Genomic DNA, 5328 nt, shown 5'->3' with positions numbered 1-5328 from the left:
CATACAGGCTGTTTTTGCATTGTTCGTAATAGTTTAAAGCTTTGTTTCTTAAGTCCGCAGAGTATGCCATGGTTAGACCTTCAAAGTTGAGTATTGTACTATTTTGTTTTTAATTAACTATAAATTATTTTGGGAAATATCAATCGAAATATGGATTTCAATAGAAAATTACCAAGATAAAGCAAGAGGTAAACCTTGCAATGCAAACAGTTTTTATTTATATTCATGTTTAAGAATAAAACACACTATCAATACTGAGCGAAAGAAAACACGGAGCACATTATGTTTGTCTGCATCTGCAACGCCATTACCGACCACGAAATCAAAGAAACCATCGCCGCCGGCGCAAGTACGATGAGCGATTTGCAGGCTCAATTAGGAGTAGCTACTTGCTGTGGGTGTTGCAGCGAATTGGCTGCTTCGTTTCTGAATATCAACAATGCCCAAACTACTATTACCGCCGGTATTAATGTTCAGTCTTAATTTTATCTAGAATTCAAAAAGGTCGTCTGAAACCAAAATCTTTGGTTTCAGACGACCTTTTATATCTACTCTAAAATAAAACGGTATATGCCGCATCGCCGTTTTGAAGTTAATCGGCTATACCTTACAATCTCGATTTCCGTTTACAGTAAAGAGTCTATTATGAAACTGACGTTGATGTTTCGCGAATATTGCAGCCTCTGCCACAAAATGCGCGAACAGCTTAAACCGTATCAAGAAAGATTTGGCTTTGAGCTGGAAATTCTTGATGTTGATGAAGATCCTGTCTTGGAAGAAAAATATAATGAACTTGTCCCTGTTTTACTTGATGGCGAAACAGAAATTTGCCATTGGTTTTTGGATGAGGAAAAATTGAAAACCTTCTTGGAAACAAAATGTAATGGGTATAACGGCTGAAAGTATTTCTGTTTTGATAAGTTGGTTTCGATAATTGAAAAAAGCTCGTCTGAAAAATTTTCAAAGAATTTCAGGATTTTGTTCTTACGCTACCGCTATATGAATAAAAGGCTGCCTGATTTTTTATTTCAGACAGCCTTTGAAATATCATGAGGGGTAAACATCATCCCCTCTGTTTTGTTTAACCGGCTACGGGTGTAGTCGGAGCAACCGGTTTTCCGGTGAAGGAAGCACGTTTTGCGGCTTGGTAAATAGCCAGTCGTCTGCGATGTGGCATTATTTTTCCTTTCTGTGATTTAAAGGATTATTCTGAAACGGAAGATGAATCAAATCATGCATTTACCGTTTAATAACCCTATCGTTGATTGTTTATTGGTCTTTTATCCATTATTCAATATATTGTGGATGTTAGGTTAGGATGATAGCTGTTTTTTATTTAGACTAAAAGATGAATTGTGTAAAGTTAAATACTTGTTTCGTAAGGTTTGACGTTCATATAAAAAGCCCCTGTTATCAGGGGCTTTTTAGTGAGGATTAGTCCAATTTACCGATGATGTCGTTTAAAGCTTTTTGCCAGTCAGAGGGTTTGATGCCGTAATCGTTTTCGATTTTTCGACAATCCATAATGCTGTACGCGGGGCGTGGTGCAGGAAGAGGATATTGGTCGGTGGTGATGGGTGTTAATTTCGGCATGTTGAAATTATTGTCATGTTTTAGTGCCGTTTGAAAGATAGCTTGGCTGAATTCATACCAAGTAACCGATTTGTTGCCGCCGAAGTGGTAGATTCCTCTGGAAGGTGATGGGTGTTGCAAAAGTGTAATGATGGCTTGCGCCAAATCCCCCGCATAGGTCGGGCATCCGATTTGATCGTTGACAACGGAAAGAGTGTCTCGTTCTTTTGCCAAACGCAGCATGGTTTTAACAAAATTGTTGCCGTATTCGCTAAATAGCCAAGAGGTACGGATAATCGTGCTTTCAGGATTAGCGGCAAGCGCCAGTAGTTCTCCGGCGGCTTTGGTGCGGCCGTATACGCTTTGTGGATTGGTGTAGTCATGTTCACGGTAGGGTGTTTTGCTTGTCCCGTCGAAAACGTAATCAGTCGATATGTGGATAAATCGGGCATGAACCGAACGTGCTGCGTCGGCAAGATTGTGAACAGCTGCAGCATTGACGGCAAATGCAGCAGGAACGTTTGTCTCTGCACGATCGACAGCGGTATAGGCGGCGGTATTGACAATCGCATCGGGTTGAAAGTTTTGAACCATATTGCGAACGGCATCGGCATCCGTAATATCTAAGGAAGAGGAGTCAGTGGCAATCAGCTCCCAATTATCAGGAAGTCGGTCGCGGAAGCAGTGTGCGAGTTGTCCTTTAGAGCCTGTCAGCAAAGTCCTCATGGTATATCTCCTTAATGAATATTGTTTCAGCAAGATGCCCATCATTATAGAGCAAACATCAGCTCTTAACAGCATTTTACCCCTTCGCCGTTTTGAACTTGTGTTTATTGGAAAATTTGAACGAGGGGAGGTGAGATCGTTGCAATATCTCGCTAATATTTGGCGGTAAGATAAGATGAGTTATGAAAAATTTTGTTTGAAGGGGAAAAAAGGGATCCCTGTTGTGGAAAGTGAAATAAATAGTACGTTGAAATAAAAAAATATTATTTCAAAAATAATCAATATCTTGTTTTTAATAAAGGAATTATCATCAGAATAAATTGTCAATTTGAATTTGATTGTTTTAAAAAAGGTTTCCATTCGTCTGAAATTTCAACCGTTAGCGAATTGAAAAACAGTTAATCATGAAATATCACTAGAATAACAGTGTAGGCGGTTTGATCGATTTACGTTTTGTCAAAAGGCCTATACTTCTTAATTACACATATTTATTCTGGGAGTGATTTATCATGACTTATCATTATGGTGGCTATTCTTCTAAAGCCCACTTCAACTCATACTGCCCTCCGGTTAAATCCTACAATCCTTACTGCCCCCCGAGCCATGGTGGTTTCGGTTACAAAGGTAGTTTCCATAACTACGGCTCTTCTCACGGTATCAAAGTACATCATGGCAAAATTGGTCATGGTGCGTACTGCCCGCCTCCAAAAGTAGCTTACAAATGCGTTGTAATCAAGTTCGATTGCAATCCGGGTAAACCTTATTACCCAAAACCGGCTCCAAAACCAGCTCCTCAGAAGCCCTTGGAACCAAACTTCCCACCGGTTGAACCTCAAAAACCACAACCACAACCTCAACCTCAACCTCAACCTCAACCTCAACCTCAACCTCAACCTCAACCTCAACCTCAACCTCAACCTAAGCCGCAGCCACAACCTCAACCTAAGCCGCAACCAAAACCGCAGCCTAAACCCAACGATAAAGACTGCAAAGATTGCGTTGACGACCATAATCAAAACAACACTTATGGCAATGTTGATAAAAATCCAGGCAACATTATCCATGTTGACGGTTCGACTAAAGATAAAAAGGGTGCAACCAAAACTGTGGGTACCGATAAGAAAGACACTATCTACGGTACCGGCGGCGAAGACGTAATTTACGGCGGTGACGGTGCTGACGTGATTTACGGCGGTGCCGGCAACGACACCCTGCAAGGCGGTAACAACGGCGACTCCCTGTATGGTCAAGCCGGTAAAGACTACCTGCAAGGTGGTGACGGTAACGACTATTTGAACGGTGGTGCTGACGCTGACATCATGCGTGGTGGCGACGGCAATGACGTTTACTTTGTTGACCACAAAGGCGACGAAGTTATCGAATACGGTAATCTGAACGGCGGTATCGATACTGTTCGCAGCGTAATCGACTACACTCTGACCGACAACGTTGAGCACCTGTTCTTGCAAGGTTCCGGCAATCTCAACGGTACCGGTAACGCTCTGAACAACGACATCAACGGTAACTCCGGCGACAACCACTTGTACGGTTTGGCAGGCGACGACTGTTTGGTTGGTAAAGACGGTAATGACTACCTCGACGGCGGTATTGGCAATGATATCCTGATCGGCGGTACCGGCAACGATACCTACTTCTTCGACAAAGGTTACGGCCGCGATACCATCCAAGACGAAAGCGGTAACGATACCCTGCAATTCGGCAAAGGTGTTTCTGCTTCCGACGTATTATTGAGCAAATCAGGCAACAACCTGACCGTATCTGTCGGCAATAACGACTCTGTTACAATCGACGATTGGTTCTCCGGTAACAACCATAAAATTGAAAACTTCAAGTTTGCCGATGGCAGCACTTACGAAGTAACCGGTCATGGTGATTACTACTCTCTGTCAGCTGTAAACAGCATCCAACAACAAACCCAAGTTCCTAGCATCTAATCTCTGATTAGTAGTTAGACTTAGGCTTGATAAGGTCGTCTGAAAGCGTCTGCATCCGCGCAAAACGTTTTCAGACGACCTATTTTGTAAACAATCTGACCGCAAAATCCAAATTCGGATACAATAACGGAATCCTGTTTAAACCAAGTCAGCGAAAGAGAAACCCGAAATGTCCGAAATCAGCTTGAAAAAAGTCTACTCCGGAAAAGTGCGCGATTTATATGAAATCGACAGCAGACGCATGTTGATGGTTGCGTCCGACCGACTGTCTGCATTTGATGTGATTTTAGACAATCCGATTCCGGGTAAAGGAGAAATTCTGACGCAGATTTCCAATTTCTGGTTTAAAAAACTGGCGCATATCATGCCCAATCATTTTACCGGTGATACGGTTTATAACGTTTTGCCTGAACATGAAGCCAAAGCCATCGAGAAACGCGCAGTTGTCGTTAAAAAACTGACTCCTGTCAAAGTAGAGGCGATTGTGCGCGGTTATTTGGCGGGCAGCGGGTGGAAAGATTACCAAAAAAACGGTTCTGTCTGCGGCATCAAACTTCCCGAAGGGATGAAAGAAGCGCAGCAGCTTCCGGAAGTGATTTTTGCCCCGTCGACCAAGGCTGCCGTTGGCGATCATGATGAAAATATCAGTTTTGAAGAATGCGAACGCATTATCGGTAAAGAGCTGGCAGCTGAAGTACGCGCTAAAGCGATTCAGCTTTATACGGAAGCCGCAGAATATGCAAAATCACGCGGTATCATCATATGCGATACCAAATTCGAATTCGGGCTGGATGAAAACGGTACATTAACCCTGATGGATGAAGTGCTGACGCCCGATTCCAGCCGCTTTTGGCCGGCGGATCAATATCAAGTCGGCACTAATCCGCCATCTTTTGACAAGCAATTTGTTCGAGATTGGCTGGAGCAAAGCGGTTGGAACAAAAAAGCTCCGGCACCGGAAGTTCCTAGCGATGTTATTCAGAAAACAGTTGATAAATATCTAGAAGCATTAAATCTTTTAACCGAAGAATCATAAATTTGGCAAGATGTCGGCAAATTAGGATTTCAAGTATAT

General features: G+C 42.7%; 6 protein-coding genes. 4 read left to right on the top strand and 2 right to left on the bottom strand.

What is annotated here, in order from left to right; genetic code table 11:
• The first annotated feature begins 282 nt into the window (after positions 1 to 282).
• Together NSCA4_RS0101695 and NSCA4_RS0101690 are read left to right on the top strand one after the other, a co-directional pair.
• On the top strand, positions 283 to 483 hold the full coding sequence (locus NSCA4_RS0101695) for a (2Fe-2S)-binding protein (protein ID WP_016686532.1): 201 nt from the start codon (positions 283 to 285) through the stop codon (positions 481 to 483).
• Positions 484 to 645: 162 nt separating this feature from the next.
• Positions 646 to 900 carry a glutaredoxin family protein gene (locus NSCA4_RS0101690; RefSeq protein WP_016686531.1) on the top strand — a complete coding sequence of 85 codons (255 nt, stop codon included), beginning with the start codon at positions 646 to 648 and terminating at the stop codon, positions 898 to 900.
• A 534-nt stretch (positions 901 to 1434) separates the two neighbouring features.
• On the opposite strand, the gene rfbD is transcribed toward NSCA4_RS0101690, so the two are convergent.
• Both rfbD and NSCA4_RS0101675 read right to left on the bottom strand, forming a co-directional pair.
• Positions 1435 to 2298, bottom strand: coding sequence for a dTDP-4-dehydrorhamnose reductase (gene rfbD / locus NSCA4_RS0101685; RefSeq protein WP_016686530.1), 864 nt, complete (start codon positions 2296 to 2298; stop codon positions 1435 to 1437).
• 554 nt (positions 2299 to 2852) lie between these two features.
• Positions 2853 to 3362, bottom strand: a complete 510-nt coding sequence (locus NSCA4_RS0101675) for a hypothetical protein (protein WP_016686528.1) — start codon at positions 3360 to 3362, stop codon at positions 2853 to 2855.
• 42 nt (positions 3363 to 3404) lie between these two features.
• Here NSCA4_RS0101675 and NSCA4_RS0101670 point away from each other — a divergent pair, with 42 nt between their 5' ends.
• Both NSCA4_RS0101670 and NSCA4_RS0101665 read left to right on the top strand, forming a co-directional pair.
• Positions 3405 to 4253, top strand: a complete 849-nt coding sequence (locus NSCA4_RS0101670; RefSeq protein WP_016686527.1) for a calcium-binding protein — start codon at positions 3405 to 3407, stop codon at positions 4251 to 4253.
• Positions 4254 to 4422: 169 nt separating this feature from the next.
• Positions 4423 to 5289, top strand: coding sequence for a phosphoribosylaminoimidazolesuccinocarboxamide synthase (locus NSCA4_RS0101665; RefSeq protein WP_016686526.1), 867 nt, complete (start codon positions 4423 to 4425; stop codon positions 5287 to 5289).
• The last annotated feature ends 39 nt before the right edge of the window (positions 5290 to 5328 follow it).

The organism is Neisseria sicca 4320, assembly GCF_000193735.1.
GTDB classification, from domain to species: Bacteria; Pseudomonadota; Gammaproteobacteria; order Burkholderiales; family Neisseriaceae; genus Neisseria; species Neisseria sicca_E.
This window is presented reverse-complemented; position numbering and strand designations above follow the sequence as displayed.